This window comes from Gemmatimonadaceae bacterium, from assembly GCA_036504815.1.
In the GTDB taxonomy this organism is placed as follows: Bacteria; Gemmatimonadota; Gemmatimonadetes; order Gemmatimonadales; family Gemmatimonadaceae; genus PNKL01.
In genome coordinates this window covers 195,665-221,177 of the sequence record DASXUN010000003.1, presented here as the reverse complement: position 1 = coordinate 221,177, position 25,513 = coordinate 195,665, and the positions used below count along the sequence as shown (strand labels likewise).

Genomic DNA, 25,513 nt, shown 5'->3' with positions numbered 1-25,513 from the left:
TGTGGGTCCTCTCCCTCTGAAAATGCACCGAGAACGCCCCAACGCAAGGCATTTCCGGGGTCGTGGTCGGGGGAATTCCCGCACCTTTTTTGGGAACGTTGCCCGACTGTCCATGGCATTGTGGAGCCGTAGGCTGATGATGAGAACCTTGGGAGCCGCAATGTCAGTCATTGCTGACACGCAGGACGCCACCACCTACGCCGCGAGACATCCTCTGCCCGAGCACCTCCTGGACGGGAAGCTGATGCTCGCGACCGACGGAACGGCCAGCGCCGATGGCGCGGCGGCACTCGTCGCGGAGCTGCGTCGTCGTGGACGCAGCACGGTGTGCGTGCTCGCGGTCTTCGAGCCGGCGCCCATGCCCGTGCCCAGCGCCGATCCGTCGCTCGCGGCCATGACGACGATGTCGGGCGACGTCGCCCTGCGCGACGAATTCTTCGCGCGCGTCGACCGTCAGGTGGCGCGCTGCTTCGCCGGCCAGCCGGCGCTCACGGTCGAACGCGCCGAGGGCTCGCCGGTGCGCGCCATCGTCGAAGCGGCTGCCGACGAGGAGCCGGGGCTCATCGTCACCGGCCTGCGCGTTCACTCGCTGATGGACCGCCTGGTGGGCGACGAGACGGCGCTCCGCGTCACCCGCGCCACCGACCGGCCGGTCTTTGCGGTGGCGCCCACGCTCACCCAGCAGCCGCGGCGGGCCGTGGTCGGGATCGACTTCTCCAAGGCCGCGATGCGCGCGGCCGCCGCCGCGGCCGGCATGCTCGCCGAAGGCGGCACGCTGACGCTGCTGCATGCGCGCCCGCGCCTCGACGTCGCGGCCGCCAGCGACGATGGCATCGACACGGCCTACGCGAGCGGCGTCCACGCGGCCCTCGACGGCCTGCGCGCCTCGATCGCCGCCAGTTTCCCCGGCATTACGGTCGAGGTCGACCGCCGCGACGGCGAGGCGGCCGAGGCCATCATGAACTACGCCATCGCGACCAAGGCCGATTTCGTCGCCGTCGGCCGCCATCGCCGCAGCGCCATCGCCCATGCCGTGCTCGGCAGCGTCGCCACGTCGCTGCTGCGGCGGGCGACGCTGTCGGTGTTGGTGCTGCCACCGGCGGAAGACGATTGAGGATTCGGAATCCGGAACTGGATTGAGGACTTCGATTCCGGACTTTGACTTGCGACAGAGGGGCGCCCTTCCGGGCGCCCCTCAACCGTATGTCGCGGTCCTTTGTCGAAATCCGGAATCCCCATCCGGATTCCACATCCTCAATCGTCGTTACGCTTCCGGCGTCAGCAGCCCCAGCCTGAGCGCCAGCTGCACGTACTCATGGCGGTGCGACAGCCCCAGCTTGTCCTGGATGCGCTGCTTGTAGGTGTCCACCGTCTTCGGGCTGATGAACAGCTTCTCGCCGATCTCCGGGGCGCTGAATCCCTGCGCCGTCAGGCGCAGCACGTCGCGCTCGCGTTCCGTCAGCTTCTCGAAGCGCGTGCGCTCCTCGTGCAGCGGATCCTTGCGGGTGTAGCCCTTGGCCAGGATGCGCGCGGCGTCGGGACGCACGTAGACCTCGCCGCGGGCCACCGTGCGCACGGCGTCGAGCAGCTCGCGATCCGCGGCGGTCTTGAGCACGTAGCCGGCCGCCCCCGCCTCGAGCATCGGGACGAGGTAATCCTCCTCCGCATGCATCGTCAGCGTGAGGACGCGCGACGGCAGCCCCTTGGCCACCAGCTGGCGCGTGACGGCCATGCCGTCGGTGTCGCCGAGCGAGATGTCCATCACCATGACGTCCGGCTTCAGCCGTTCGGCCATGGCCAGGGCTTCCGCACCCGACCCCGCCTCGCCCACGACGTGCACATCCTTCGCGGCGCCCAGCACCGCCTTGACGCCAGCGCGAACGACGGCATGGTCGTCCACCAGCAGCACGCGAATCAGGTCCCCGGTCATCGTCCGTCCTCGTCATCGAGAGCCACCAGGGCGACGACGCGTGTGCCGTCTCCCGGCCGACTCTGCAGTTCAAAAGTCCCATTGACCAACGCCATGCGCTCGCGCATGGAGAACAATCCAAAGCCGCCACGTTCCGCTTCGCCCACGTCCATCCCGTGACCGTCGTCCCGCACTTCCAGCCGGGCTCTTCCCCGTTCGGTGGTGAGGTGCAGGTCAATGTGTGCCGGCGCGGCGTGGCGGGCCGCGTTGGCCACCGCTTCGCGGGCCACGTCATACAGCACGCTGGCCACGGGCGACGGGATCGGAGCGTCCGCGCCAGCCGTCTCGGCCGTCGTCTCGATGCCTCGCTCCGTCGTCTTGCGCGCCAGATGCTGCAGGGCCGGCGCCAGCCCGAGGTCGTCGAGCACACGTGGATGCAGCGTCTCCGAGAGTGTGCGCACCTGCTCCATCACCTGCTGCGCCATCTGCTGCATGCGCTGCAGCTGGCTGCGTCCCTCTTCGTCCTTCGCGTCGCGCGCCAGCGCCGAGAGCTCGAGCGTCAGGCCCGCCAGATACTGCGCGGACGACTCGTGCAGCTCGCGTCCCACGCGCGCCCGCTCGCGATCGCCAACGGTGATCGCATGCAGCGCCAGCCGGCGCATCCGCGCGCGATCGTGGTGCATGCCGTCCAGCAGCAGGTTGATCGCCGACCGCACCCGGCCCAGGTCGGGATCCTCGGTGTGCGTCGGACGCGCGCGGACGGACAGATCGCCCGCCCACACCCGCTGCGCCGTCCGCTCGAGCTCGCGCAGCGGTCGAAGTGCCACGGTGACCAGCGCGATGTTCGCGACAATCGAGAACAGCACCGCCGAGACCGACACGATCAGGCTCTCGGTGAGGCTCTCGCCCGTCGCCCGCGCAATGAACAGCGATGCCAGCGCGATCAGCGCAACGAGCAGGTTGGCGCCAAGGAGCTTCCCCGACAGCGGAACCCTGAAGACGCGGTCCACCCAACGTGTATGTCTCACGCCGAGCGGAACACGCGTTTCTCCCCCCGCCATCTCAGTCTGCGGGGCGGTGGTGTCGGTGATTTCCCGAGTCGGTACCATGGCGTACTTAGGTTATCGGGAAACGCCCCGCACGAGCCATCAGGATGCGTCGGAATTTCCCTGAGGGATTTCCCGACCACCCTTACTCTTTTGCCCTACATAGAGTTACCAAGGACGGCCGAAATCGGCAGAGGACGCCAGAAAGGACGCGCCGCGCCCCTCCGCCGTCCTCTGTCGTTCTCTGTCGTTCTCTGTCGTTCTCTGTCGTCTTCTGCCGTTAAATGACCCGGGTGGGAATCGAACCCACGACCTGGCGGTTAAAAGCCGCATGCTCTACCGACTGAGCTACCGGGTCTGACCGTGGCGCGTGGCGCGCCACTGCAACAAGATAATGCGCCACGCCAAAGACTGAACGGCCTCCGGCGCGGCCGCGCGGCTCCGCGCATCCGTCACCAGAACCACTTCTTGTCCGCGACCCAGCCTGCCGCCTCCGTGCCAAGCCGACCGCCAGTCGAGGAACTCAACCGCCGGCTCGGCTGGGCACTCCCCGCCATGGCGACGCTGGCCTTCGGCATCTTCCGGCTCCCCGAGCTCACGCGCAGTCCCCTCTGGTACGACGAACTTTTCTCTCTTGGGGTGGCCGAGCTGCCCATCGGTGATTCGCTGCGGCGCATCATCGCCGATCACACGAATCCGCCACTGTTCTATCTGCTGCTGAAGGGATGGATCGCACTGGGCGGCGACAGCGACCGCTGGGTGCGACTGCTTCCCTGCCTGCTGGCGATGCTGCTCGGCGCGGGGCTCGTCTGGCTGGCGCGCGAGGTGCGCGCTGGCGGCAAGGCCGGCTTGCTGGCCGTGGCGCTCGCGGCGGCCAGTCCGCTCTCGGTCGATCTCGCCAACGAGGTGCGCGCCTACTCGCTCCTCGCGCTGCTCGCGTGCCTCTCGCTCGCCGCCACGCTGCACGATCGCACGCATCGCACCCGCGAGAGCTTCGCCCTGCTGACGCTGATCAACATCGCGCTGGTGCACACGCATTACTTCGGATGGTTGACCATTGGCGCCACGCTCGTCGCGGCGATGGTGGCGTGGCCCCGAGAGGGCGCATGGCGCGTGGCCCGCAGTGCCGGCCTGACGCTGCTCGTCTTCGTGCCCTGGGTGGCCGCGGTCGCAGCGCATGCCCTTGCCAACCCGGCGCCGTTCCGCAATGTGGCGTGGATCGCACCGCCCGACGGGCTCGATCCGCTCTGGCTGCTTCGCGACCTGACGGGACGCAGCGGGGTCGGCGCCGTCGATCTCGCCTGGCTCGCGTTGGTCACGGCCGGGCTGATTGGGCTCGCCGTGGCCGCCGTGCGACGGCGCAAGGCCGTGAAGGCCCCCACGGAGCCGGTGGCGGCCCCTGTCGAAGGCGCCCTCACCCTGCTGGCCCTCGCGGGCCTGGCGTCCCCTGCAGCCATCTGGGTGCTCTCACTCGCCAGCGGGCATTCCGTGTGGGTCCAACGCTATCTCGTCGGGGCCGCCGCACCCGTCGCCCTGCTGGTGGCCCTTGGCATCGTGGCGCTTCCCCCGCGCCGCTGGGGGGTAACGGCCATCGCCGGCTTCGTGTGGGTGGCGGTCGCCTGCGCGGCATTGCCTGAGCGGCCTCCCGTGAAGTTCGACTGGCGACGGCTCGTGCGGCGCATCGACCTCAGCGCGGGCAGCCCCCGCGACATCTACGCCCTCGAAGCCTTCACCGGCGCGCCGCTGCAGCGCTACGCGCCCGCGGGCGTGCACGTGAGTGTGGTGCCCTCACTCGACGCGCTCCCCTCCGGTGACTTCTGGCTCGTGTACCGGCGCGCCTCGTTCGCCTCGGGCACGGCCGCCGACGCCCTGCGGGCGCGGGGGTTCGCCACCGTCACGTCGCTCTCGGCGGAGACGATGGGACAGGCCGTCGTGGCGACGCGGATTCGGCGGTCGGCGCCCTAGGTCGGCCGGAATCTCAGCTGCACCACGTAGCGCCCCGGCGCCACCTTCGCGCCCGGCAGCAGCTTCCACGCCTGCGGCGCCTTGTCCACCAGGCATTCGTTGACCGCCTTGCCCGCCTTCGACGACCAGTCATCCGCGCCGACCCGCGCCGACCAGATCTTCCCGGCATCAAAGACAACGACGAGCGCCACGGCGCCGACGAGTTTCGGATCCGACTTCTGGCCGAACTCCTGATAACAGAATCGCGAGATCCCTTCCTCGCGCTGCACCGCCTCCATCAACGCGTCCGGGGCATCGGGGATGTTCTCGATGCGCAGGCGCGGCGTCTTCGGCGGCGCGATGAAGGAATCGTTGACCGCCGGCGGCATGTTGGTCTTCACCGCGCCGAGGTCGACCTTCTGGGTATCGAGCGGCACCGCGAACGCGTCGGCGGCTGCCTTGGCGGACGAGGATTTCGCGTCGCCGCAGGCGGCGAGCACCATCAGGATCACCGTGGCAGTCAGGCGCATGTTGACGTTGATGGAAAGGTCCGCCCTGCGAGGTTCCTATTGCCTATTTGTTGAACACGAACGAGAACCCGTACGTTTCGTTGCCCGCGGCACTCGAGGATGGGAATCCCCAGCTGCGGATGCGCGAGAGAATGCAGCCTTCCGCTTCGTTCACGCCGGCGCCGGTCCACGTTCGATTGGCCACGCGCGCCGCGGCCACGGCGCCGCCCGGCGCCAGCGTCACTTCGACGCTGATGGAGCCCGCCAACGCCGGGTTGATCAGCAACCCCAGCTCCTGATAGCAGAACTGCAGCTGCGCCTGCCGCGACCGCACGAACGTGCCAAGCTGTGCCATGTCACGGCTGGCGCGTTCACCCGGCCGCGCCACCACCTGCGGCGCCGCCACCCGAATGTTCGCCCGGGCGACGCCACCAGTGGCGTTGACCTTGCCAATCCCTGAGGCGGCCGCCGCGGCGGCCGCGTCAAAGCCCTTGCCCGGCGTTCGTGCCCCAACGCCGCCCTGGCCATAGCCGATCACCGCCTTGCGGCCGCCCGCGCCGGCCTGATCGCCCTTGGCCACTTCAACGCCCCGCAGCGCGCTGGTCACGTCGCCCACCAACGCGTTCGTGGTCCCACCGCCGAACGCGTCGCCAATCTCGGCTTCTTCCTTCTGCGCGCGTTCCCGCTCCTTCTCGGCCGGCGTCGGCGATGGCTTGTTGATCGCCAATGCCTCCTCCGGCGGAGGCGCCTCCTGCTTCGGGGGCGGCGGATCGTCGAACTGCACCTCGATGGCCGCCATCTCCTCCGGACGCAGCAGCGCGATCGTCGGCGGCGGCGCCGGGGTCAGGTAGACGAGTGCCAGCCAGCCCGCGCCAATGCCCACCGCCAGCGCGTGCGAAACCGCAAGCGGCCTCGATTCTGAGGCGATCATGGCCCGGCAACCCGCTGCACCTGCAGCGAGAGGTGCGTAAAGCCCGCCAGCCTCGCGGTTGCCATGAAGCGCGACAGCAGGTCGTACCGCATCGTCTTGTCGCCCTGGATCGCGAGGGCGACCTTGAGTTCGCCCTCGGCCCCCAGGCCCTTGGCGCGCCGCAGCGAGTCGGCGAGCGTCTTCATCGCACGATACAGCGTCGGCACCTTCAGCGGATGCCGCGCGTCGTTGCTCGGCTCCGCCGCGGCGTCGAGGGTGTTCATGATCGGCCGGTTGGCGAGCGTCACCGTGGCGCCGACGCCAAGCGTCAGTTGCGAGAGCGCGGGCGTCCCCACCGTCGTCTCGGGGAGCGTCACCCCCGGGACCACCGGCGCGAGCTCGCCCACCGTCGTCGTCGTCAGCGTGAAGAAGACGATGGACACGAACGTATCCACCAGCGGCACGAGGTTGAGCTGGGTGACCCTGAACTTCCCGAATTGCTGGGCGCGCCGCGCGGCGCGCATGTCGCGCGCGCGGCTCATGGCACGGTGACCGGGGTGGCGCGCGCCTTGGTGCCCAGCGCGATGCCGCTGAAGCGCGCCCGCTTCAGCCGCTCGAGCACGCGCACGATGTCGTCGTAGGCCACCTCGTCGGCGGGGATGACGACCACGTCCCGGTTCTGCGGATACCGTGACCGGATCTCCGTCATCAGCGCCTGCAGCGAGTCGAGCGACGCGGTGTTCAGGCTGTCGATGCGGGTGTGGAAACCGCCCTCGGCGGAGTGCTCCACCTCGAGGTGGTCGTTGGCGACCCTCACGGCCAGGAGGAGGTTGAGCACATCGTCCTCCTTCTTGAGCTGCTTCACCTGGTCGGGGCTGGTGACGACCACCGGCGGCAGCACGAGGTCGAAGCTCGTGAGCGCCGCCAGCGCGGTTCCCGTGTAGGTGAGCAGCGAGAAGAAGACGATGGACGTGAGGATGTCCACCAGCGGCACCAGATTGAGGTGTCCGCCCTCATGACCGCCCATCCCCGTGCCGCGTTCGGCGCGGCGCAGGCGGCTGCGGTGGAGGTAGGTGGACGCCACGGGCGCTCCGCTGCCGGGTGCCTACTCGCCGCGCTTGGCGGTGAGCGCGTTGATCAGGCGCACGGAGAACTCGTCCACGTGCTCGATCATGGTCTCCGCCTGGCTCGAAAGCCACGCATGCGCCATCGACAGCGGCACCGCGGTCAGCAGGCCGAAGCCGGTGGCGTTCAGCGCGATCGCGATGCCGGCGGCGAGACGGCCCGACCGCTCCGCCGCCGAGACCATCGCCACCGACGAGAACGCCTCGCGCAGGCCGAAAATGGTGCCCAGCAGGCCGAGCAGCGTGGCGACATTGGCGAGCATCGGCAAGTAATGCAGGCGGCGCGTGAGCGCCGGAATCACCGCGAGCCCCGCCGCGTCGGCCACGTTCTGCAGGTCCGATTCGCTGCGGCTTCCGGACTTCAGCACGTACTCCCCGATGTGCGGCACCGCACCCGGCGTCTCCCCGCACAGTTTGGCGGCCTCGGTCGTCTTGCCGGTCTCGACGAGCCTCAGCACGCGCTCCACGAACTCTCGCTTGTTTCCCTTGGACCGCATCACGAGCACGTACACGCGCTCGAAGAAGACTGCGAGCCCCAGCACGGCCGTCGCCAGGATGGCGTGCATGACGGGCCCGCCGCTGCGGTAGTACTCGAGCAGGGTGCTCATGGCGTGCGTGTCCTCCGGTCGGGAGCCGCGGCCGCGCGCGCCGCGTCACTCGCGGGCGCTGGCACTACCACGCTGGCGCGCACAGCGCCCGTGGTCTCGGCAGGGGTGAGCAGCGCCGGCACCAGCAGGCGTCGCGTGTACTGCGGCACCTCACGCGGGCGCACGGTGATGACTTCGGGCGCCGGCGCCTGCGCGCGAATCTCCACCGTGCGGCGAACCTTCGGCGCCGTCGACGCGGCTGGCGCCGGCGGCGTCACCGTTGGCGGCGTCGGCACTTGCGCGCGCAGCACCGCGGGCGCGCCAACGAGCACACAGAGCGCGGCAGCCAGCTGGATGGGTGTGCGAGGTGAGGTCATGGATAACCTAGGAATCTAGCGTGAGCACGCGTGCATCTACGAGGGCCGGACGCGCTGGACGCCCGCCGGCCGCAACACCTACCGTGGCGGCACCACGGGTTTCCCGCTGTCCGCCGCGGGTTGCGGCACCGCCGGTGCGGGCGGCAGCTCGCGCGGCGGCACGCCCTTGCCCTCGAGCGCGTCCTTCGCACGCGCCACCCACGCATTGTCGAAGCCGCCCGCCGCCGCCTTGTCCAGCAGGGCCTGCCACGTGGCGCGCGCCGCATCGAAGTACTGTTGCGCCTGCTGCGCCGAGCCGCGCTGCGCCGCCGTCCGCTGCCCCTCGGTGAGTTCCGCCGGCAGCTTCACGTCGCGCAGGAACAATCCATAATGCCACTGCGCGAGGCCCGTCTGGAACGATGCCGCCGAGAGCCAGAGCGGGGCGCCCGTGGCGATGGCGCGGCCGAAGACCTGCCCCAGCTGGCGCAGCAGCTGCTGCTTGGGCGCCGCGGCCTTCTCCACCCCGGCACGGGTCAGCTCGGCGCGCGTGGTGATGATGAGTTGCATGGCCTCGTATCGCGGCCAGAGGGCCATCCCGTCGCGATAGGCCGCCTCGGCCGCGCGTGCCGCACAGCGGTCGGCGAACGCGGACGTCGGCCGCACGCAGAGACGTGCGAGCTCGCTCGCCGCCGTCGTCGAATCGCCCGCCAGCATCAACTGGTCGAGCCGCGAGCGCTGCGCTTCCGGCACGCGCGCATCACGGGGGAAGCGCTGCGCGAACGACGCGAACATACGGGCCGCGTTGGCGGGATCCCTGGCGTCGCCGTACGTCACGGCCGCGTTGTACGCCGCGTCGGCCGCGCGGCGGTCGGTCGGATACGTCGCGCTCACCTGCTCGTACGCGGCGGCCGCCTCGGCGCGCCGCCCCAGCGAATCGAGAAGCACCGCCGTGCGGACCATCGCGTCGGCGCGTCCCGGCCACGTCGCGTTCGACGCCGTCAACTCGCGCAGGGCGGCCACGGCGCCAGTCCCGTCGCCCACGTCCGACAGCAGCCGCGCCCGCACGGTGCGGTACGTGAATGTGTGCTGATAGGCCGGATACTCCCGCGCCAGAAGGACAATCAGGTCAGCCGCGCGACGCTTGGCGGCCAGCGCGCCCGCCGCGTCGCCCTTGAGGCGCAGCGTGCTGTCCGCAGCGAGCTGTATCTCGATCGCGTTGCGCAGGGCATCTCCCGCCCGCACCGGGTCGCCGATGTCCTGCGCCAGCGGCACAAACACCTCGTCGGCCGTGCGCGCGTACTCGCCGGCCTTCACGAGCGAGTCGGCCACGCGCGCGGCAGCGCCGATGCGCGCGCCGGCGATGGAATCGACGAGCGTGCGGCGCCCGGCGTCGGCCGCGGCGCGCTGCGCCCTGCCCCACTCCGCCTGCGCCTCCCGGTACTGCCCCAGCTTGAAGCGCGCATCGCCCACCAGCTTGCGCGCATCCGTGGCGAACGGATCGGCGGGCCATCGCGTCGCGAAGGCGTCAAACGACTGCGCGACCACCTCCCAGCGTCCCGCTTCCGCGGCACGGCGTCCCTTGGAGATCATGACCTGGCGCGCATCGGCATCGGACGCGCGTGCCACAAACCGGTCCGACGCCGCGAAGAGCGAATCCTGCACGGCGCGGTCGGCGGGGGAGCGCGCGAAGGCCGAGTCCAGGGCGACAATCGCATTGCGGCGCGCGGCGGCGGCCATCGTCGTGTCGCCACGCAGGGCAGCGCGCGAGTACTCCGCGCCCGCCTTGGCGAATTCCCCGGCGCCGAAGAGCGCCTCGGCATAGAGCGCTAGCATGTTCGGCGCGCTGTCCGCGCCCGCGAACTCGCGCTGGTAGCGTGCCAGCAGTTCAGCCGCGCTCGCGAAGACTGCGCGGCCGCTCTTCGGCGCCTTGGCCAGCTCGTACTGGGCCGCGTCGCGCAGCATGTGCTCGCGCACCACGGCCGTCTCCGTCGCGTGCTTTGCGTTGGCGCGTCCCCACGGTGTGTCGGGACCGTACGTCTCGACCAGGTGCAGCCGCGCCTGCTGGGCGCGCTCCTGCTCGAGCATGCGATTCTGGTACAGGTCCACCAGCTCCACCTGGGCGTTCAGCGCCAGCGTGTCGAGCGGGGCCTGATCCGCCACCGCGCGGAAGGCCAGCGCCGCGCTCGCAAACTCACCCTGCTCGCGCAGCGCGCGCGCCGTGCGCCGCAGGACGAGCAGCCGCGTCTGCATGTCGGGAAGCGACGACAGGTACTGAATGGCGTCGTTCGCGCCGCCAATCTGCGTGAGCGCAATCGCCATGTAGTCGATGGCTTCCTGACGCAGGGCGAGGCGCGCCTGACGCTCCGGCGCGAGCCGGTCGTACTCGGCCACGAGGCGCGCGAACACGTCCACCGCACGGCGGTACTCTTCCGAGGCCTGACGTTCGGCCTGCACGTAGCTCGACCACCCCAGCTTGTACATCGCGAGGTAGTAGATGTCGCCATCGCGCGGCGACAGGTTGATCGCCTGCTCGTACGCTGCCGACGCCTGGGCGAGCAGCGCCCGCCGCGCGTCGCCGGCCAGGCGGATGGCCTGCTCGAAGCGCGTCTCACCCTGCCGGTAGAATGCCTCGGAGCGGAATCGCGACTTCGGGTCGGCAATCACGCGGTCCCACGCGCGCGCCGCCTCGTCCCATCGCTGCGCCGTGAAGTTCAGCGAGCCAACCGTGTACGCCGCCGCGTCCGCCTCGGGATCGGCAGGATAGAGCCGGAGAAACTCATCGAGCCGCGCGATGGCCGCCGCATAATCGGGTCGGTCCATGTTCGTGCCGGCCCGCTGGGCCGTCGCATAGTCTGCATCCGCGAGCCGTGCCAGCAGTTCCGCCAAATGCAGCACCGCGCGCGGCCGCAGCGCGCTCTGCGGATAGCGGTCGGCCACTGCGGTCAGCGCCACGATTGCCTGGTCGCGCGCCGTCACTGCCGTGGCCGCGCTCGCCATCACGGAGAAGAACCGCGCGGTCGCCTCGCCGAACTCCGCCGCCTCAAGGTCGCGGGCGAGCGTCACGCGCCAGCGCCGGGCGCGCTCGCGCAGTTCACCCGTGACCACGGCCGCGGCCACGCTCTCCACGCTGTCGCGAGTGGCGGCCTGCGCCGCGCGCAGCGCCAGCAGCCCTTGCTCGCGCGCCGTCCAGGCGGCGGCCACGCCGTCCCGCAACGCCAGCGCGGCCACGCGTGCGCTGTCCTGGCGCGTCCACTCGAGCGCAAGCGCGCGAGACAGCGCGTCGAGCCGCTGGTGCAGCGAGTCGCGGCGCACCAGCACGGGTTGGCGCACCAAACCCGAATCGAGCGCAGCCTCCGCGGCGCTCGCAATCTGCCGGTACGATGCGGCCGTCGTCATCTCATCGCGCGCCACTTGCAGCGCCGCCGGCGGCATGGCCCGCGCCGCCGACACGAGACTGTCCACGCGACGGGCGTTGGCCGAGGCCAGGTCGCGCACATCGGCAATCTTCCCCAGCAGCGTCACCCGATACTGCCGCACCGTCCGCGCGATGGACGAGTCACGGTGCACGAGGGAATCCGAGAGCGCGCGCAGCCACGACTCGGTCAGGCGCAGCGAATCGCGCATCCCCTGCACATAGAGAATCAGCTGCTCCGCGGCCGCGCGCCGGCTGCGCTGTTCCAGGCGGGCCTGCTCGAGAGCCTCCTGCGCACGCGCCACGCGTGCGTCGGCTTCACGCAGCGCGATGGCCAGCGCGCGCAGGCGCGCGCTCCCTTCCGCCGTGAACGGCAGGCGCAGCACCGCGCGCACCCCCGCGACGGACATCGGACGCCCCAGCGCGCCCTCGCGCGCGGCCAGGTCGGCGTTCGAGAGGACGCGCAACGGCGGCGGCCCTGCAAGCCCGCGCGCGGTATCGGGCTCGGCCAACAGCAGCTGGCCCAGCGACGCCGCGTCCCCATGCAACATCTCAAACGCGCGGGCGCGCACGATGGCGCGCGCGGGCTCGAACACCGCACGGTCAAACGTCGAGTCCACCGCGGCCGACTGCCCCCGCGCGCTGTCGCGCGCCATCACGAACCAGCGATGCGCACTGTCCGGCCGGCCCGCCTCGAGGTGCACCTGCCCCAGCATCAGGCGCGCGGCGTCACGCCGCAGCGGCGACGCCGCCTGTGATGCCAGGCGGCCGAAGGCGCGCGCCGCGGCGTCCAGTTGCCCTCCGCGATACGCCTGCCAGGCATCAGCAAGCACCATGGCCTCACTCTCAGCCGGGGCGCGCGCCGCCGATTCGCCGGCCGGCTCTCCCTGCTCGGCCCGCAGGCGTGCGAGTCGACCGCGTATCGCCTCGGCTTCGGCTCCCGTCGCACCGGCGCGCAGCGCGCGATCCGCCGTCAGCACGAAGGCGTCCGTCTGCCCGAGCTGCGCATACACGAGGGCCAGGGGACCGAGCACCTTCGCATCGGCGCGCCCAAGGCCATCCATCAGCGTGCGAGCGCGCTCCAGGTGGGTCAGGGCGGTGAGCGGATGCCCCGCCTGCAGCTCCTGCATGGCGATCAGCCGCTCCGCGTTCAGCGAACGCGACGTGTCCGGCTGGATCGCTCTCTGCTGCGCAGACAAGACCCCCGGCAAGACGGCCAGTGCCGTCCGCCAGACCAACGTTCGCAGCATCACCGGTGGGCCGTCCTCACGGCGCCGAAGCTCCGCTGGTCCACGTCGCGGTGACAAGCGCCCCGTTGCGCACGGTGAATTCCACGTAGGTGATCTGCTTCGGCGCGGGCGGCACGTCGATCGTGCCGCCGGTATTCAGTCCCTTCCCCGCCACCTGCAGGAACACCTTGTGTCCCGACGGTGGAACCTCGCCACGATAGAGCTCCTCCGCCGCACCCGCCGCCAGCGTGCGTACCTGCTCCACGCCGATGGTGCGCGTCCCGGCAGCCTGCCCGTCGATCATCATCGAGGTGCCCACTTCGCCAGAAGGCGACTGTTCCATGCGCAGCAGGATCACGAGGATGCTCGCGCCCGGCGTGCGCGCCGCGTCGTCGAGCAGCCGGATGCGGTCGCGCTGCACCAAGAGGCGTCCCTGCGCCGAGTCCAGCAGTTGCTCGAGGCGCTGCAGCGCTCCCATCTCACCGCCCATTGCCAGCATCTGGGCGCGTGCCGCAATCTCCGCCGCCAGTTCGCGCTCCAGCCGCGCCTCAAGTTCCAGGCGTTGCTTGCGGGTGAGATCCAGCTGTTCTTGAAGCGACTTGAGCTGCTTGGCCGGGTCCGCCGGCTTTGCCTGCGCAGGCACACCCAGCGGCACGGCCAAGAGCGCCGCGCCGAGCAGAAGTCGCGTGAGAAAATGCCGTGTAGTCACTCGTTCCTTGTCCGATGCCACGCTGTCACGTCTATCAGCTACGGTCTTCCGTCTCCCGTCACCCGTCTTCCGTCCGTCCCTACGGTTTCCTCGCATTCAACCGCTCCTGCAGCCGACGCAGCGCTTCCTGCTCTTCCCGCAGCTTCTGTTCAAGCAACTCGCGCTGGGCGCGACGGTCGGCCTCGGTGGCACCCTCGACACTCCGGAGTTGCCCCTCGAGCGCCTGCACCCGCGCCTCGCCGGCCTTGATCTCTCGCGACAGCTGCTCGCGCTCGCGCTCCATCTGCACCACGCGTGCTTCCATCCGGTTGCCACGCACCAACGCCAGCAGGTTCGTCTGCCAGCCGACAGAGAGCGCCGCCTTGCGGTACGACCAGGAGGTCGCGGTGGCGCTGCCGGCGTCGGCCTCGAGCAGGTACGCCCCGAAGCGAATTCCCCGCACCTCGTATACCGCGCCGACGTTGAAGTCCCAGCCGTTGTGCTCGGCGATCAGCGCCAGGTTGGAGAAGCGCGAGGTGGCGAAATCCAGCTTGGCACCACCAAACAGGCCACCGGTCGCGTGCTTCGCGTAGAGGGTGTCCAGTCCACCGTCATCCGAAAAGAGTCCGTTGCCAACGCCGAGATTCAGCGTCAGTTGCGTCTTGGCGCGGGTCCCCGGCTCGACGGCGGCGCCGAGCGCCATCGTGCGCGTGGCCACGGCATACAGTGTCGGCGACGTCTTGAACCCCGCCGTTCCCGGCTCGGCCCAGCGCGTCAGCCCGCTTTCGTTGCCCACATTGCGCATGCCCACGGCCACGCTCGGCATCCAGTGCACGAGTCCCTTCCGGAACGCGCCATCCATCTGATCCCAGAGAATGCCCTTGGCGAACAGCCCGCCCTTCAGGTTGCTCGTGAAGATCGAGACACCCACCTCGGCGCGCCCCCACAGCGATGCGGCCATCGAGAAGTTGTAGCTCTCCCCCTGACCAGCGCGGGGGCCGCGCATGGCGGTGGAATCCAACTGCAGGCGGGTTGCGTGCAGGGCCAGGTCGCTCCCCAGCGGTGAGGCCCACGCCGTCGGCGTGTCGATCAGGCCGCTTTCCCAGTACAGCGTGGGCGTGAAGGTGGCGCGCTGCGCCTGCGCCGTCAGGGCAACCAGGCTCGCGGCGAGCGCGCAGAGCGTGCGCAGGGTCGGCGCGACTCTCGACATGACTAGGGTCCGTCGCATCAGAAGATCTCCGGCGGCTTGGTACCCGGCTTCACCTGCTGCAGGCGGTCGGCCGCGCGTTTCGCGGCTTCGCGCTCCTGCTCGAGCGCCTTTTCCAGCGCGGCGCGCTGCGCATTGGCTTCGACATCGGCGCGCTGCCGGGCCCGGGCGATCTGTTCGCTCAACTCGCGCATGCGCACTTCACGCTGCGCCACCTCGCGCCGCAAGCGGCGCGCCTCGAGTTCCAGTTCCACCGCTTCCGCGCGATGACGCGAGCCCCGGACAATCTCCGGGATGGACCCCGTGTACCCGATGATCAGGTTCGTCTTGGTCCAGTTGGCCAGCGGTTCGTTGTCCGGAATGCCCTTCGTCTCCTCGAGCTCGGTCGCCATCAGGCCGACGGTGAGCGGACCGGCGGTGACCACCACCCCCGCATTCCAGTCCCAGCCGTCGTTCTCGACGATCATGGACATGGTGCTGGTCTTCGAGAGTGGCAGGGCAAGCCGGGACCCCAGGAATAGCCCGGACGCGAGGGTCCCGCTCTTGTTGTAGACCGTGTCCATGCCGCCGTCGTTCTTGAACAGTCCCGTGCCGTATCCCACGGTCAGTCCCAGCGAGGCACGCTCTCCGGTGAATTCGCGCGTGGCCACCCCATAGACCGATGGGCTGCCGTCAATGGTGGCGTGCGCCGCCCGCTGGGCCGCCGGCAGGATGTCCACCACGCGCCGGTCGCCGGTGACGTAGCGGTCCTGCCTGGACGAGGCACCGAGATTGCGGACGCCGACCGCCACGCTCGGCAGCCACTTCACGTCGGGCTGCTGGCGAAAGAGCAGGAAGGCGGCATGGGCGCCCACTTGCTGGTTGGTCGTGCCGTAGAGCGATCCGCCGAGCGAGAGGCGCCCCCACAGGTGCGCATCGGTGGTGAGCGTCAGGTCCCAGATGGAGCCGTTGGGGCGCGGCGTGAGGGATCCCTGGTTGAAGCCGCGAGCCGAGGCGGCCACCCAGATGTCGCCGTGATTGGGGGAGACCCAGGCGACCGGTGCGTTGATGAGCCCGGTCCCGAAGGTCAGCGTGGGCGTGTAGGCGGTTAGCGACGCCGGGACGTCCTGCGCAGGCAGGCCGGCGGCCGGCGCAAGCAGGAGGGCAATCGCCAGCGCGCGATGCAGGCAGGGCGATAGGCGCATGTGAGATGGTTCGGGGACGGAACGCGGCGGCCGGCGACGGCAGCTGCCGACACCGGAATCTAGTTACGATGCCTCCGATACAGACTGCCGGGGCGGGCCGGGAGTCACGTTTTCGGAGTACGACAGAGGACAACGGAGAACGACAGAGGACGGCAGTCTTGCCAGCACCGAGCTGGCAGGCCTGCCGTCCTCTGTCATGCTCCGTCGTATTCCGTCGTTCTCCGCCTTAAAGCCAACTGGGGCCCGGCCTTTCGACCGGACCCCAGCAGGTAACTCGTGTTCAGCTCTGACTGCTAGCCGATTACGGGTTGGTGATGGTGATGTTGGCGTTGTTCGCCGTCGACAGACCGTCGTTGGCAGCGTTCACACCAACCGCACGGACGATACGAGCGCCGACGCCGAACGCCGTGCCCGGGGTCCACGACATCGTGTAGCGATGCCGGCGGATACCACCGTTGTCCGTCGTCACCGGCGTGGTCGCCGAGCCGATCTTGACCCAACGGGTCGCTGCAGCGTTCTGCGCGTAGAAGTCCACGCGGGTGAACGGCGACGGATACACGGAGATGAGGCCTTCCACATCCGCGTTCAGCGTCACGCTCGTCGGGTTGGCCGGCGTTGCCGCCGCACCATCCGAGACGTTCGTCGCAGCAGCCGGGCTCGAGACCAGGAAGTTCGTGCCGACGTTCGCACCAGCGGCGTAGTCGGTCGCACCGGTCATGATGATCGTGCCAGCCGGGATCGGCGTAGCCAGCGTGGTGCCGGCGCTGCCGCCCTGGTCACGAACGATGACGTTCACGCTGCTCGCCACCACTGCGGCGCCAACGGTCCACGGCGCGGCCGTCCACTCCTGGATCTGACGGAGCATCGAGCCGGTGTAGGTCGCGTTGTACGACGCGTTGATGAACGGATTAGCGTTGTAGCCATTGACCGCCACCTGCGGCGTCTCGATCGGCAGGCCGCCCATCGTCGCGCCATAGGTGAACGTGTACTGGAAGTCGCGAATGTCGAGGTTGTCGCTCACGACGTTCGTGACCGAGAACGAGTTCGCATTCAGCGTCCCCGGGAGGAACGGCGTGGCGAAGACCACGACCGGCGGCGTCGCCGCATCGTCGTGGGCGACGACGCGCGTCACCGTGCCCGAGAGGTTGCCCGCGGCGTCACGCGCCTGGGCGGTGTACGTGAAGTAACCCGGCAGCGCGTTCGCGGCGATCGTCGTCGTCGGAACGAGCGGGAACACCGGCGCGGCGTTGACCGAAACCGGCGAGCAGGTCGGCGCAGCCCACGCGCCGATCACGCAGGTCGCGGCGCCAGCGGCGGTCGCGTTGCGCAGCGTCACGGTGCCCATCACCGAGTTGGCGCTGTTCATGCCCGAGTTGCCGACGGCGCCGGTGTCACTCACCGTCACCTGGAACTCGCCGCCAACGGCGGCCGTGTTGATGCGAGCGTTCGAGCCCAGGCCACCCGAGAAGGCGATGGTCGGAGCCGCACGGTCAACACCAATCGTGGTCGACTGCACCGTCGCGGCGCAGGCCGAGCCAGCGGCCGGCGAGGACGAGCGGTTGCCCAGCGCGTCGATCGAGTAGACGATGAGGCAGTAGCTCGTCGGCGTCAGCGAAGCAGCCAAAGTCGCCGGCGACGTGATGTCAGCGGAGGCGATGGCGGCATCAACCGTGGCCGCGGCGTAGCTGCCCGCGCGGGCGGCATACGTCACACCACCCACGCCAGCGTCAACGATGGCGGCGGTGATCATGCCTTCCAGGTTGCCAGCAGCCTGGATCGTCGAGAACGAAACCGCATCATTCACCCAGCCGGCCAGACGGCCGTTCGGGTTGATGAAGACGGCCGGAGCGGCCGGCGCGCGGTTGTCCATGCGGAAGCCAGCGCCAAAGTTCGCCGGGAGAGCAGCCGTCGTGAACGGGTTGCCGTTGGCGTCCTGGGCGGTCTGGATCGAGACCTGCTCGCCGGTGGCAAGCGAGGCGCAAGCCGTGTTGAACTCGTAATTGCGGTCATTCGTGGCACCGGTCGTACCGGAGTTTGCCCACGTCGCCGTCCAGGCGTACGCACCAGCGGCCGGGGCCGTCAGGGCCTTGGCGCGCTGCGCCGTGCCGGACAGGTCGCAAGCGGCCAGGCCGAACCAGACATTCGCCGAGGCCAGCGCGACGCCGGAGTACGACACCGGGATGACGCTCGTCATCACGTCACCCTTGGTGAAACGATAGCCGGCCGCGTTGTTCGCGGTCGCCGTCGTGCCACCGACCGTCGTCGTGACGGCGAAGGTGTTCGCGTTGTTGAACGTGAGGTTCTGCGAGACCGACGCCGTCGCCGTCCCGGCCGACGTGTAGACCTTGCCCTGCAGCGTCTGCGTCCCGTTCAGCCACGTCGGCGCGCCCGTGATCGGATCGAACGCGGCCGTGTTCACCGTGAAGACCACCTGCGGGAACGTCGTCTGCGCCGCAACGGCTTCATCCGCCGCATAGCGAAGCGCCGCCGACTGGGCCGCCGTGAAGGTCTGCGTGCCGGCAACCTTGCCACCGACCAGCAGTTCTACCTTGGTGATCGTCTGGTTGCCCGGGTTGACGTTCAGCGTCACGTCGATGCCGCCAACGATATTGGCCGGGTTCGCCGTGGCGCCACCGAGGGCACCCGTGATCTGAATGGAGTTGATCGACACCGTCGCCGGGATCGTGGCCGGCGCAGCCGTCACGACGATCGAGGCGCAACCCTTCTTGCCCGTGTCAACCGTCGAGGCCGCGCAGATCGCGACGCCCGGGGTGGCGGCAACGGCCGTCACCACACCAGCCGTCGACACCGACGCCTTGGTGGCGTCCGACGACGACCAGGTCACGGTCGTGGCAAGGCCGGCGTCCGCGTTCACCGCGGCCGTCAGCGTGATCGACTGGCCGACGTTCAGCGTGGCCGTCGCCGGCGACACTTCGACCGAGTTCACCTTCGGAGTGGCGACGGGCGGCTTGTAGTCCGTCACCGTCACCTTGTCGCCGCACGCCGCGAGCAGCGCAGCGCCAACGACGAGAATCGTCTTACGAGAGAAGTTCATGGAACCCCCAGTGGAAGTAGCACTACAAAAATGATCTGCGAATCCGCTGCCCTTGCTCGCATGCCACGACTCCATCCACGGTAAGTCGCGCTGGCAAGGAAAAACACACTGCTGGCCAATCTCGTGGAATATGACGACGGGGCTGGCAACAGGCAACCCCAATTGGGGTCGCAGTTTGCCCGCTCCGCCAGCCATTTTTCCGTGCCCAGACCGGCCAGCCACATTTATAGTGGTGATCGGACCGGGAGCCCAGAAGCTACGGCTCCCTTTTTCCCCCGTCAAGCAACGGCGAGGGGATTCTGTGCCACCTCTGGACGAGCAGGAGGAACGGGGGGTAACTGGGGACTAGGGGCGGAACGAGGAGGGGGTAGAGGCTAAGGGACGAGAGAAGAGGGTCGGAACGAGGAGGGAGGTCCCCGGCGCGCGAGTGACCTCCCTCCTCGTTCCACCTCCCGTCCCCCCTCGCTACGCCTCTACCCCCTCCCCGTTCCGTAGCAGCCCCTCACAGAACTTCCCCCTGTGATGCGGACTCAGCCCCACCTCCCTCAGCGCCGCGATATGACGCGGCGTTCCGTAGCCCGCGTTCGCCTCCCACCCGTACGCGGGGTGGCGCACCGCGAGCGCGCGCATCAGCCGATCGCGCGCGACTTTCGCCACGATGCTCGCGCACGCAATTGAATAGATGCGGGAATCACCGCCGACGAAGGCGCGGTGCGAAACGCCCAGCGTCTTGATGGGCTTGCCGTCCACCAGCACCGCGTCCGGCCGCTCGGCCAGGCGGCGCAACGCCCGGCGCATCGCGAGCGCCGTGGCCTGATAGATGTTCAGCGCGGCGATCTCACGCACACTGGCCGCGCCGAGGGCGACGGCGACGGCCCGCGCCCGGATCTTCACCGCCAGTCGTTCGCGCTCGGCCGCGCTGAGCTTCTTGGAATCCTCCACGCCGGCGATGGCGCGCGCCGTCGGAGGCATGATCACGGCGCAAGCAAAAACGGGGCCCGCAAGCGGGCCCCGTCCAACTTCGTCAACTCCGGCGATGAGCCGGGCGCCGTCGGCGCGCAGCGAGCGCTCCACCGCGCTCCACCGCGCCACGCGCGTTACGCCTCTTCGGCCGAGCCGGTCACCGGAACCGCGACGCGCACCTTCTTCTCCTTGATGCGGGTCGCCTTCCCCGTCAGCTCGCGCAGGTAGAAGAGCTTCGCGCGACGCACGCGACCGCGGCGCACGACGCTGACGCTCTCGAGCATCGGCGAGTGAAGCGGGAAGATGCGCTCGACGCCCACGCCGTTGCTGATCTTCCGCACGGTGAACGTGGCGCTGACACCCGATCCCTTGCGCGCGATCACGACGCCCTCGAACGCCTGGAGGCGCTCCTTGTCACCTTCCTTCACCTTGACGTTCACGCGCACGGTGTCGCCCGCGCGGAACGGAGGAACGTTCTTGAGCCACTCTTTCTGCGTTTCGATGAAGGGATGCATAGCGCTGTCCAGCGAGGGGATTGGAGATTGTCGAGCCTTGTAAGCTATCTGGGCTGACGCCAGAGGTCAAGCGCAATAATTGCTTGGAGTTACACAAGACTGAACGGAACGGGGAGGGGGTAGAGGCCAGGCGAGGCGGTCGGGGAGTCGGAACGAGGAGGGAGGTCCCTGGCGCACCAATGACCTCCCTCCTCGTTCCGAGTCTCCCACCTCGTCCCTAAGCCTCTACCCCCTCCTCGTTCCGTTCAGTTCAGTATGCCGTGTAGAGCAGATGATTGTTTGCCGTCTTCGCGCTCGTCACGATCCCCTTGGTCGTCGCCGCGTACAGCGCGTCGCGCACCTGCTGCGCCGTCGCCGTTGGGTTTCCCTGCAGGTAGAGCGCCGCGACGCCCGCCGTGTGCGGCGTCGCCATCGACGTGCCGCTGATGGTGTTGGTCGCCACGTCGCTGGTGTTCCACGCGGACGTGATGCTCAGCCCGGGCGCGAACCAGTCGACACAGTTTCCGTAGTTGGACCACGACGTCTTCCGGTCATTGCTGTCGGTGGCGCCGATGGTCATCGCCGTCGGCACGCGGGCCGGCGAGTACTTGCACGCGTCCTGCGCGATCCCGCCCTGATTGCCGTTGCCCGCCGCGACGGCGTACGCGACGCCGCTCGCGATCGAGTTCGAGACGGCCTGATCGAGGGCCGACGAGGCGCCGCCGCCGAGGCTCATGTTGGCCACCGCCGGCTTGACGGCATTCGCCGTCACCCAGTCGATGCCCGCGATCACGCCCGACGTGGTGCCGCTCCCCGAACAGTTGAGCACGCGCACGGCCACCAGACTCACGCTCTTGGCCACGCCATATGTGGCGCCGCCCACCGTCCCGGAGACGTGCGTGCCGTGTCCGTTGCAGTCGATGCCGTTCTGGCCATCGCCGATGGCGTCGTAACCCACCGAGGCGCGGCCGCCGAACTCGGCGTGCGTAATGCGAATGCCGGTGTCCACGATGTACGCGTGCACGCCGCTGCCGGTCGCCGTGTAGGTGAACGAGCCGTCGAGCGGCCGAGCGCGCTGGTCAATGCGGTCGAGCCCCCACGTGGCGCCCGTCTGCGTGGTGAACGCCGTCATCACTTGGTCGCGCTCGACGTACGCCACCGACGGATCGCGGGCGAGGTCGGCGATGGCCGTGCCGCTGAACGCGCCGGAGAAGCCCTTGAGCGCCGCGCCGTACGTGTGCGCCACCGTGCCGCCGTATCGCTGCGCGAGCCCGACCGCCCGGCCGCGCGGGTCGGCGACGTCATCATGGAAGACCACGATGTAATCGGCACGCTCGGCGACGGACGCGACGCTCGGGCGGGCGACGGCGGATTCCGTGGGCGTGGCCGCGTCGTTGGCGCAGGCGGCCGTCGCGAACGCGACGGCCAGCATGGCGATTCTCCGCATTGGGGGGCTCCAGTGGAGGAAATGGGAGGAGAGCGGGGTCAGTTGTGGAGCACACGATAGGAACCAGACCCGCGACGCACAAGAGTGGGAATGGCCTGTCGGACGGGGTCTGATCAAGAGATAGGACTGGGCGCGGAACGGGGAGGGGGTAGAGGCTCAGGGACGAGGCACGGGGTGTGGAACGAGGAGGGAGGTCACTGGCGCACCAGAGACCTCCCTCCTCGTTCCGACTCTCCCGCCTCGTCCCTACGCCTCTACCCCGTCCTCGTTCCGCCGCCGGGTCAGCCGCTCACCCTCTGCTTTCCTCCACTTCTCGATCTCCGCATGATGCCCGCTCAGCAGCACGTCCGGCACCGTGAATCCGCGGTACTCGGGCGGCCGGGTGTAGCTCGGCGCCGAGAGGCCGCGGCCGTAGAAGGAGTCGCCGCGCGCGCTGTCGTGATCGCTCATCGCCCCGGGGAGCAATCGCACGACGGCGTCCACGATGCACAGCGCCGCGGGTTCGCCGCCCGAGAGCACGAAGTCGCCCACCGACAGCTGCTCCGTGGCGAGGTGATCGGCGACGCGCTGGTCCACATCCTTGTAATGTCCGCAGAGCAGCGTCAGCTCCTCGCCCGCGGCGAAACGTTCGGCGTCGGCGTGCGAGAAGATCCTGCCGCGCGGCGACAGCAGGACGATGGGGGCCTTGGCGCCGAGTGCCTCGACGCACTCGAAAAACGGCTGCGGCTTCATCACCATCCCCGCCCCGCCGCCGTACGGGTAGTCGTCCACCGTGCGGTGCCGGTCGTGCGTGTAGTCGCGGAGGTCCACGACGTTGTAGGTGACGCTCCCCGCCTCGCGCGCCTTGTCGGGAATGGAGATGGACAGCGGCCCCGCGAAGAACTCGGGGAAGATGGTGACGATGTTGATCTTCACTCGAGCAGTCCCTCGGGCGCGTCGAGCGTGAGCTGGCGCTTGTCGCGGTCGAAACGGACTACAAAGGCGTCGTTGAACGGCACGTCACGCAGCCCGCGCGCCGTGGCGATTTCGAGCACGAGCCCCTGCGGCAGCTCGTAGTAGCTCTGCACCTCGCCAATCACGGCGCCCTGCGGATCGAGCGCCTGCATGCCGGGGAGTTCGTGCGCCCACAACTCGTCGTCGGCCGGCGGTTCGAGTTCGCTCATCGGGACGAGCAGCGACCGGCCGCGCCACTTCTCGGCGTCGGTGCGGTCGGCGATCCCCTCGAAGAAGACCAGCAGGCCGTCCTGGAAGTCGCGCACGGCGCGGACGACCAGCTCCACCAGTCGGCCCGTGCGGGCATCGGGAGCGAGGTCGCCGTCGGGAGTGCCCACGATAACGCGCGCGCCGGGCGCGAAGATCGCGTCCGGCGCGTCGGTTTCGAGTGCCACCACCAGTTCGCCCTTGATGCCGTGGGCGCGACGAATGCGCCCGACGACCGCGGTGGGGCCGATGGTCACTGCGCCTCGCTGCTCTCCGAGACGGGGACGGCGGCGGCGCTCAGCTTGGCGGCCAGGCGCTTCTCGTGGCGCGCCTTGAGGACGCCGGCCTTGCGGAGGAGCGAGCGCACCGTGTCGGACGGCTGCGCGCCGTTGTCGAGCCAGTAGTTGGCGCGCTCGGCGTTCAGCGCGATCGCCTTCTCGCCCGTGCGGGGCTGATACTGGCCGATGACTTCGGTGAACTTGCCGTCACGCGGCATGCGCGAGTCGGCGACGACGATGCGGTACATGGGGGCCTTCTTGCGGCCCGCGCGGCGGAGACGAATAGCAACGGCCATCGGATGCACTCTGGAGAAAGCGGTCAGGCGCTGCCGGCGGGCTCATCGCGGGGCCGGGATGTCCGGTCCGCACCCGGGGCCGGTGGTTGAACCGGCTGGAGCAGCGAGCCTAGTAAGATAGCTGGCCTTTGGGAGGGACTCAAGGTCCTGGGGGTGATTGAGGATCTGGAATCCGGAACTGGATTGAGGATCTAGATTGAGGACTTCGACTTGCGATTTGCGCCGCATCGCCAATCGCAATCCGGAATCGACATCCTGAATCGAAATCCGGATTCCCGATCCTCAATCGCCGTTCCAGCTATCTCATCCCCGGGAATTGCATCCTCCCCCCGCCCTTCATCGCCTTCATCATCTTCTGCATCCCGCGGAACTGCTCGAGCAGCTTGTTGACTTCGCTGATCGGGCGGCCGCTCCCCTTGGCGATGCGCGCGCGGCGCGAGCCATTGAGCAGGTCGGGTTTCTTGCGCTCTTCGGCCGTCATCGAGAGGATGATCGCCTCGAGGTGCTTCATCCGCTTGGGATCGGTGTTCGCCTGCTTCAGCATCTTGCTGTTGACGCCGGGAAGCATCTTGAGGATGCCTTCCATGGGGCCGAGCCGCTGGATCTGCTTCATCGCCGCGAGGAAGTCGCCGAGGTCCATCCCTTCCTTGCGCACCTTCTTGTCGAGGCGCCTGGCCTCCTCGGCGTCGATGGCGCCCTGCGCCTTCTCGACGAGCGTGAGGACGTCGCCCTGCTGGAGGATGCGCCCGGCCATGCGGTCGGGGTGGAACTCCTCGAGCGCGTCGCTCTTCTCGCCGACGCCGATGTACTTGATGGGCTTCCTGGTGATGCCGTAGATGCTGAGCGCGGCGCCGCCGCGGGCGTCGCCGTCCATCTTCGTCAGGATGATGCCGGTGACGCCGAGGGCGGTGTCGAAGCCCTGCGCGATCTTCACCGCGTCCTGGCCGGTCATGCCGTCGGCGACCAGCAGGATCTCGTCGGGGCGCACCGCCTCCTTGAGGCGGCGCAGCTCGTCCATCATCTCCTCGTCGATCTGCAGGCGGCCGGCAGTGTCGATGAGCACCACGCGGTCGCGTTCGCGGCGCGCAACGTCGAGTCCGGCGCGTGCGATCTTCACGACGTCGGCCGTGGAGCGGTCGGCGTAGACGGGGATGTCGAGGTCCTTGCCGAGCGACTCCAGCTGGTCGATGGCGGCCGGGCGGTAGACATCGGCGGCGATGAGCCGCACCTGGCGTCCCTCGCCCTTGAGCCGGCGCGCAAGCTTGGCGGCCGTGGTCGTCTTGCCGGAACCTTGCAGCCCGACCATCAGCACGACCGTCGGAGGCACCGAGCTTAGCTTGAGCCCTTCCTTGCGCTCGCCGAGCATCGCGGTGAGCTCGTCGTAGACGATCTTGACGAGCTGCTGCGCCGGCGAGACCGTGCGGATCTGCGAGACGCCGACGGCCTTTTTCTCGACGCGCTCGAGAAACTCGCGCGTCAGCTGGAAGTTGACGTCGGCCTCGAGGAGGACGCGGCGCACCTCGCGCAGGCCGTCCTTGATGTCGGCCTCGCTGAGCGTGCCGCGCCCGCGGAGCTTGGCGAAGGTGGCTTCGAGCTTGTCGGAGAGTTCCTGGAACATCTGAGAAAGATAGTTGGGAGATGAAGCGAAGGGATGGCAGATGGCAGATGGCAGATG

At 69.2% G+C, this 25,513-nt stretch carries 22 protein-coding genes and 1 tRNA gene; 2 read left to right on the top strand and 21 right to left on the bottom strand.

Annotation, left to right across the window (positions count from 1 at the left end; all coding sequences use genetic code 11):
* Positions 1–160 precede the first annotated feature (160 nt).
* Positions 161–1,114: a universal stress protein gene (locus VGJ96_01385; GenBank protein HEY3285754.1), complete on the top strand. Its 954-nt coding sequence runs from the start codon at positions 161–163 to the stop codon at positions 1,112–1,114.
* A gap of 150 nt (positions 1,115–1,264) precedes the next feature.
* Here VGJ96_01385 and VGJ96_01380 read toward each other — a convergent pair whose 3' ends face one another.
* The 3 genes from VGJ96_01380 to VGJ96_01370 all read right to left on the bottom strand — a co-directional run bounded on the left by VGJ96_01380 (position 1,265) and on the right by VGJ96_01370 (position 3,313).
* Positions 1,265–1,930, bottom strand: coding sequence for a response regulator transcription factor (locus VGJ96_01380; GenBank protein ID HEY3285753.1), 666 nt, complete (start codon positions 1,928–1,930; stop codon positions 1,265–1,267).
* On the bottom strand, positions 1,927–2,937 hold the full coding sequence (locus tag VGJ96_01375) for an ATP-binding protein (protein HEY3285752.1): 1,011 nt from the start codon (positions 2,935–2,937) through the stop codon (positions 1,927–1,929). The genes VGJ96_01380 and VGJ96_01375 overlap by 4 nt, the downstream gene beginning before the upstream one ends.
* Positions 2,938–3,240: 303 nt before the next feature.
* Positions 3,241–3,313 (bottom strand) — tRNA-Lys (locus VGJ96_01370).
* A 137-nt stretch (positions 3,314–3,450) separates the two neighbouring features.
* Here VGJ96_01370 and VGJ96_01365 point away from each other — a divergent pair.
* Positions 3,451–4,920 carry a glycosyltransferase family 39 protein gene (locus VGJ96_01365; protein ID HEY3285751.1) on the top strand — a complete coding sequence of 490 codons (1,470 nt, stop codon included), beginning with the start codon at positions 3,451–3,453 and terminating at the stop codon, positions 4,918–4,920.
* On the opposite strand, the gene VGJ96_01360 is transcribed toward VGJ96_01365, so the two are convergent.
* The 18 genes from VGJ96_01360 to ffh form a co-directional block, all read right to left on the bottom strand.
* Positions 4,917–5,429 (bottom strand): hypothetical protein, encoded by a 513-nt coding sequence (locus tag VGJ96_01360; protein ID HEY3285750.1) that lies wholly within the window; start codon positions 5,427–5,429, stop codon positions 4,917–4,919. The genes VGJ96_01365 and VGJ96_01360 overlap by 4 nt on opposite strands.
* Positions 5,430–5,472: 43 nt before the next feature.
* On the bottom strand, positions 5,473–6,339 hold the full coding sequence (locus VGJ96_01355) for an AgmX/PglI C-terminal domain-containing protein (GenBank protein HEY3285749.1): 867 nt from the start codon (positions 6,337–6,339) through the stop codon (positions 5,473–5,475).
* A complete protein-coding gene (locus VGJ96_01350; protein ID HEY3285748.1) occupies positions 6,336–6,860 on the bottom strand; it encodes a biopolymer transporter ExbD in 525 nt (174 codons plus the stop codon). The genes VGJ96_01355 and VGJ96_01350 overlap by 4 nt, the downstream gene beginning before the upstream one ends.
* Complete coding sequence (locus tag VGJ96_01345; protein HEY3285747.1) at positions 6,857–7,402, bottom strand: biopolymer transporter ExbD; 546 nt, start codon at positions 7,400–7,402, stop codon at positions 6,857–6,859. Before VGJ96_01345 ends, VGJ96_01350 begins: the two co-directional genes overlap by 4 nt.
* 21 nt (positions 7,403–7,423) lie before the next feature.
* Positions 7,424–8,050: a MotA/TolQ/ExbB proton channel family protein gene (locus VGJ96_01340; protein ID HEY3285746.1), complete on the bottom strand. Its 627-nt coding sequence runs from the start codon at positions 8,048–8,050 to the stop codon at positions 7,424–7,426.
* The gene (locus VGJ96_01335) at positions 8,047–8,406 is read right to left on the bottom strand and encodes a hypothetical protein (GenBank protein HEY3285745.1); all 360 of its coding nucleotides are present in this window, start codon (positions 8,404–8,406) and stop codon (positions 8,047–8,049) included. The genes VGJ96_01340 and VGJ96_01335 overlap by 4 nt, the downstream gene beginning before the upstream one ends.
* Before the next feature lie 78 nt (positions 8,407–8,484).
* A complete protein-coding gene (locus tag VGJ96_01330; protein ID HEY3285744.1) occupies positions 8,485–13,047 on the bottom strand; it encodes a tetratricopeptide repeat protein in 4,563 nt (1,520 codons plus the stop codon).
* 16 nt (positions 13,048–13,063) lie between these two features.
* Positions 13,064–13,735: a hypothetical protein gene (locus tag VGJ96_01325; protein ID HEY3285743.1), complete on the bottom strand. Its 672-nt coding sequence runs from the start codon at positions 13,733–13,735 to the stop codon at positions 13,064–13,066.
* A 79-nt stretch (positions 13,736–13,814) separates the two neighbouring features.
* Positions 13,815–14,924, bottom strand: a complete 1,110-nt coding sequence (locus tag VGJ96_01320; protein ID HEY3285742.1) for a hypothetical protein — start codon at positions 14,922–14,924, stop codon at positions 13,815–13,817.
* 17 nt (positions 14,925–14,941) lie between these two features.
* Positions 14,942–16,105 carry a hypothetical protein gene (locus VGJ96_01315; GenBank protein HEY3285741.1) on the bottom strand — a complete coding sequence of 388 codons (1,164 nt, stop codon included), beginning with the start codon at positions 16,103–16,105 and terminating at the stop codon, positions 14,942–14,944.
* 301 nt (positions 16,106–16,406) lie between these two features.
* Complete coding sequence (locus tag VGJ96_01310) at positions 16,407–19,160, bottom strand: Ig-like domain-containing protein (protein HEY3285740.1); 2,754 nt, start codon at positions 19,158–19,160, stop codon at positions 16,407–16,409.
* Positions 19,161–19,625: 465 nt separating this feature from the next.
* Positions 19,626–20,234 carry a ribonuclease HII gene (locus VGJ96_01305; GenBank protein ID HEY3285739.1) on the bottom strand — a complete coding sequence of 203 codons (609 nt, stop codon included), beginning with the start codon at positions 20,232–20,234 and terminating at the stop codon, positions 19,626–19,628.
* A 23-nt stretch (positions 20,235–20,257) separates the two neighbouring features.
* Positions 20,258–20,638, bottom strand: coding sequence for a 50S ribosomal protein L19 (gene rplS / locus VGJ96_01300; protein ID HEY3285738.1), 381 nt, complete (start codon positions 20,636–20,638; stop codon positions 20,258–20,260).
* 250 nt (positions 20,639–20,888) lie between these two features.
* Positions 20,889–22,064 carry a S8 family peptidase gene (locus VGJ96_01295; GenBank protein ID HEY3285737.1) on the bottom strand — a complete coding sequence of 392 codons (1,176 nt, stop codon included), beginning with the start codon at positions 22,062–22,064 and terminating at the stop codon, positions 20,889–20,891.
* Positions 22,065–22,310: 246 nt separating this feature from the next.
* The gene (gene trmD / locus VGJ96_01290; GenBank protein ID HEY3285736.1) at positions 22,311–22,979 is read right to left on the bottom strand and encodes a tRNA (guanosine(37)-N1)-methyltransferase TrmD; all 669 of its coding nucleotides are present in this window, start codon (positions 22,977–22,979) and stop codon (positions 22,311–22,313) included.
* Complete coding sequence (gene rimM / locus VGJ96_01285; protein HEY3285735.1) at positions 22,976–23,521, bottom strand: ribosome maturation factor RimM; 546 nt, start codon at positions 23,519–23,521, stop codon at positions 22,976–22,978. Before rimM ends, trmD begins: the two co-directional genes overlap by 4 nt.
* Positions 23,518–23,838 (bottom strand): 30S ribosomal protein S16, encoded by a 321-nt coding sequence (gene rpsP, locus VGJ96_01280; protein ID HEY3285734.1) that lies wholly within the window; start codon positions 23,836–23,838, stop codon positions 23,518–23,520. The genes rimM and rpsP overlap by 4 nt, the downstream gene beginning before the upstream one ends.
* 298 nt (positions 23,839–24,136) lie before the next feature.
* On the bottom strand, positions 24,137–25,456 hold the full coding sequence (ffh, locus tag VGJ96_01275) for a signal recognition particle protein (GenBank protein HEY3285733.1): 1,320 nt from the start codon (positions 25,454–25,456) through the stop codon (positions 24,137–24,139).
* Between the last annotated feature and the right edge of the window lie 57 nt (positions 25,457–25,513).

Excerpts from the sequence above, each read along its gene's own strand:
- VGJ96_01385 (HEY3285754.1), top strand. The coding sequence starts at position 161 with ATGTCAGTCATTGCTGACACGCAGGACGCCACCACCTACGCCGCGAGA.
- VGJ96_01380 (HEY3285753.1), bottom strand. The coding sequence starts at position 1,930 with ATGACCGGGGACCTGATTCGCGTGCTGCTGGTGGACGACCATGCCGTC.
- VGJ96_01360 (HEY3285750.1), bottom strand. The coding sequence starts at position 5,429 with ATGCGCCTGACTGCCACGGTGATCCTGATGGTGCTCGCCGCCTGCGGC.
- VGJ96_01355 (HEY3285749.1), bottom strand. The coding sequence starts at position 6,339 with ATGATCGCCTCAGAATCGAGGCCGCTTGCGGTTTCGCACGCGCTGGCG.
- VGJ96_01350 (HEY3285748.1), bottom strand. The coding sequence starts at position 6,860 with ATGAGCCGCGCGCGCGACATGCGCGCCGCGCGGCGCGCCCAGCAATTC.
- VGJ96_01340 (HEY3285746.1), bottom strand. The coding sequence starts at position 8,050 with ATGAGCACCCTGCTCGAGTACTACCGCAGCGGCGGGCCCGTCATGCAC.
- VGJ96_01335 (HEY3285745.1), bottom strand. The coding sequence starts at position 8,406 with ATGACCTCACCTCGCACACCCATCCAGCTGGCTGCCGCGCTCTGTGTG.
- VGJ96_01330 (HEY3285744.1), bottom strand. The coding sequence starts at position 13,047 with ATGCTGCGAACGTTGGTCTGGCGGACGGCACTGGCCGTCTTGCCGGGG.
- VGJ96_01320 (HEY3285742.1), bottom strand. The coding sequence starts at position 14,924 with ATGTCGAGAGTCGCGCCGACCCTGCGCACGCTCTGCGCGCTCGCCGCG.
- VGJ96_01315 (HEY3285741.1), bottom strand. The coding sequence starts at position 16,105 with ATGCGCCTATCGCCCTGCCTGCATCGCGCGCTGGCGATTGCCCTCCTG.
- VGJ96_01310 (HEY3285740.1), bottom strand. The coding sequence starts at position 19,160 with ATGAACTTCTCTCGTAAGACGATTCTCGTCGTTGGCGCTGCGCTGCTC.
- rplS (HEY3285738.1), bottom strand. The coding sequence starts at position 20,638 with ATGCATCCCTTCATCGAAACGCAGAAAGAGTGGCTCAAGAACGTTCCT.
- VGJ96_01295 (HEY3285737.1), bottom strand. The coding sequence starts at position 22,064 with ATGCGGAGAATCGCCATGCTGGCCGTCGCGTTCGCGACGGCCGCCTGC.
- rpsP (HEY3285734.1), bottom strand. The coding sequence starts at position 23,838 with ATGGCCGTTGCTATTCGTCTCCGCCGCGCGGGCCGCAAGAAGGCCCCC.
- ffh (HEY3285733.1), bottom strand. The coding sequence starts at position 25,456 with ATGTTCCAGGAACTCTCCGACAAGCTCGAAGCCACCTTCGCCAAGCTC.